Here is a 3,528-nt window from a genome sequence, read left to right on the forward strand (position 1 = left end):
GTTGTACGGAAGTAGAACTGTGGACGGTAGCCTTTGAAGAATGGAGTGTGACGACCGCCTTCTTCTTTGGACAGTACGTATACTTCACCTTCGAAACGAGTGTGAGGAGTGATAGAACCTGGAGCAGCCAGTACCTGACCACGCTCAACTTCTTCACGCTTAGTACCACGCAGCAGCGCACCAATGTTCTCACCTGCACGACCTTCGTCAAGCAGCTTACGGAACATCTCAACACCAGTACAAGTAGTAGTAGTTGTCTCTTTGATACCTACGATCTCAACGTCGTCACCAACGTTGATGATACCGCGCTCAACACGACCTGTTACTACAGTACCACGACCCTGGATAGAGAATACGTCCTCGATAGGCATTATGAATGCACCGTCGATTGCACGCTCTGGCTCTGGGATGTAAGAATCCAGAGTCTCAACCAGAGTTTTAACAGCAGTAGTACCCAGCTCGTTGTCGTCTTCGCCGTTCAGCGCCATCAGAGCAGAACCTGGGATGATTGGAGTGTCGTCACCTGGGAATTCGTACTGATCCAGCAGCTCACGCAGTTCCATTTCTACCAGTTCCAGCATCTCTTCGTATTCTTCAGAGTCAGAACCGCCACAGTCTTCAGCCAGCAGGTCTGCTTTGTTCAGGAATACAACGATGTATGGTACACCAACCTGACGAGACAGCAGGATGTGCTCACGAGTCTGAGGCATTGGGCCGTCTGTAGCACCACATACCAGAATCGCGCCGTCCATCTGTGCAGCACCAGTGATCATGTTCTTAACGTAGTCAGCGTGTCCTGGGCAGTCTACGTGAGCGTAGTGACGCTCTGGAGAATCGTACTCAACGTGAGAAGTCGCGATCGTGATACCACGCTCACGCTCTTCTGGTGCGTTGTCGATACCATCGAATGCAACAGCGTCGCCGCCCCATACTTCTGCACATACGCGTGTCAGAGCTGCAGTCAGTGTAGTTTTACCGTGGTCAACGTGGCCGATTGTACCAACGTTAACGTGCGGTTTAGAGCGTTCAAATTGTTCTTTAGCCACGTCTAATACCTCTATAAGCCATTATTGGCAAATAAATATTTAAGTAAAATTGATAACAGCATCAGCGACATTTTTTGGCGCTTCGCCGTACTCATAAAACTCCATCGAATAAGTAGCACGACCCTGAGTAGCTGAGCGCAGATCGGTTGCATAACCGAACATCTCACCTAGAGGAACTAATGCATCAATAACCTTACCCGAAGAACTATCTTCCATACCCTGAACAAGACCTCGACGACGGTTGAGGTCACCCATCACATCGCCCATATAATCTTCAGGAGTAACAACTTCAACCTTCATAACCGGCTCCAACAGGCAAGGATCAGCATCCTGTGCAAACTTCTTCAGAGCCTGAGAAGCCGCAATTTTAAACGCCATTTCGTTGGAGTCAACATCATGAAAGGAACCGTCATACAAACGAGCTTTTAAACCGATCAGTGGATAACCTGCGATAACGCCGTTATGCATCTGCTCTTCTATGCCCTTTTGTACGGCCGGTATAAATTCCCGAGGGATAGCACCACCGACAATCTCATTGATGAATTCCAAACCTTCATCTTCCGAAGGGCTAAATTCAACAACTACATGACCGTATTGACCGCGACCACCAGACTGACGTACAAACTTATGGTTTGCATCGACAGACTGCTTAATCTTCTCGCGGTAAGCTACCTGCGGCTTACCGATATTGGCTTCAACCTTAAACTCTCGCTTCATTCGATCCACAAGAATATCTAGGTGTAATTCACCCATACCGGAAATAATCGTTTGACCGGTCTCTTTATCAGTCTCAACCTGGAAGGACGGATCTTCCTGAGCAAGCTTACCCAGTGCGACACCCATTTTTTCCTGATCTGCTTGAGACTTAGGCTCTACTGCAACAGAAATTACCGGGGCAGGAAATTCCATACGCTCCAGAATAATCTTGTCGTCAATATCACATAAAGTATCACCGGTTGTTACATCCTTCATACCGATAAGAGCTGCGATGTCGCCTGCGCGAACCTCTTTGATCTCTTCTCGGTTATTAGAATGCATTTGAACCATACGGCCTACACGTTCTTTTTTGCCCTTAACAGAGTTATAAACCCCATCACCAGACTTCAACACACCGGAATAAACACGTACGAAAGTAAGCGTACCAACAAAAGGATCCGTTGCTATTTTGAACGCAAGCGCCGCAAAGGGAGCGTCATCATCAGCATGACGTTCTGCTACTGTTTCATTTTTATCATCAAGCGTACCCTCAATCGCTTTTACTTCGATTGGAGACGGCATAAATTCGACAACAGCATCCAGTACCGCTTGTACACCCTTATTCTTAAATGCAGAACCTGCCTGCATAAGAACAATATCATTATCAAGTGTACGCGCACGCAACCCTTGTTTGATTTCATCTAAGGACAACTCACCTTCTTCAAGGTACTTATCCATCAATTCATCATTTGCTTCTGCTGCCGCTTCAACCAGCTGCTCATGCAGCTCATCAGCTTTAGCCTGCAAATCAGCCGGAATATCTTCCAGCTCATAGGTCATTCCCTGATCAGCTTCATTCCACATAATGGCTTTCATGCGAATCAGGTCCACCACACCAACAAAGCTCTCTTCCGCGCCGATCGGGAAGTTTATTGGTACGGCGTTGGCACCAAGCCGCTCTTTAAGCTGCTCAACAACCATGAAGAAATCTGCTCCGATGCGATCCATCTTATTGACGAACACCATGCGAGGCACTTCATATTTGTTAGCCTGGCGCCAAACTGTTTCCGTCTGAGGCTGAACACCTGAGGAAGCACATAGCACAACAACTGCACCATCAAGTACACGCAAAGAACGCTCAACTTCGATCGTGAAGTCAACGTGCCCTGGCGTATCAATGATGTTAATTCGATGATCTTCGAATTGCTGATTCATGCCTTTCCAGAAACAGGTAGTCGCAGCAGACGTGATAGTAATACCACGCTCCTGCTCTTGCTCCATCCAGTCCATGGTAGCAGCACCATCGTGCACTTCACCGATTTTGTGAGACAGTCCTGTATAAAACAGAACACGCTCTGTGGTCGTGGTTTTACCCGCGTCCACGTGAGCCACAATACCAATATTGCGATAACGCTCAATCGAGGTCTTACGAGGCATAAATCTCTCTCAGTTAAATAACGTTGATTACCAACGGTAGTGAGCAAACGCTTTGTTTGCTTCGGCCATACGGTGAACGTCTTCACGTTTCTTAACCGCTGAACCTTTATTATCTGCTGCGTCTAGCATTTCAGCCGCTAGGCGTTGTGCCATAGACTTTTCGCCACGTTTACGTGCAGCTTCAACCATCCAACGCATACCTAGCGCGTTACGACGAACTGGACGTACTTCAACTGGAACCTGATAAGTTGAACCACCAACACGACGAGACTTAACCTCTACTGTTGGGCGGATGTTATCAAGCGCTTCCTCGAAGATATCTAGGTGTGCTTTGCCGGTTTTTTCAGCA

Annotated in this window: 3 protein-coding genes; all 3 read right to left on the minus strand. The window is 47.6% G+C overall.

Going from position 1 to position 3,528, the window contains the following annotated elements; translation table 11 throughout:
* On the minus strand, window positions 1-1,046 hold a 1,046-nt coding region (gene tuf / locus GY843_RS02155; protein WP_297306076.1), incomplete at its 3' end, for an elongation factor Tu.
* 39 nt (window positions 1,047-1,085) lie between these two features.
* Window positions 1,086-3,179 (minus strand): elongation factor G, encoded by a 2,094-nt coding sequence (fusA, locus tag GY843_RS02160; protein ID WP_297306077.1) that lies wholly within the window; start codon window positions 3,177-3,179, stop codon window positions 1,086-1,088.
* A 27-nt stretch (window positions 3,180-3,206) separates the two neighbouring features.
* On the minus strand, window positions 3,207-3,528 hold a 322-nt coding region (rpsG, locus tag GY843_RS02165; RefSeq protein ID WP_297306078.1), incomplete at its 5' end, for a 30S ribosomal protein S7.

It is taken from the genome of Neptuniibacter sp., assembly GCF_024231755.1.
GTDB lineage: Bacteria > Pseudomonadota > Gammaproteobacteria > Pseudomonadales > Balneatricaceae > Neptuniibacter.

Excerpts from the sequence above, each read along its gene's own strand:
- fusA (WP_297306077.1), bottom strand. The coding sequence starts at position 3,179 with ATGCCTCGTAAGACCTCGATTGAGCGTTATCGCAATATTGGTATTGTG.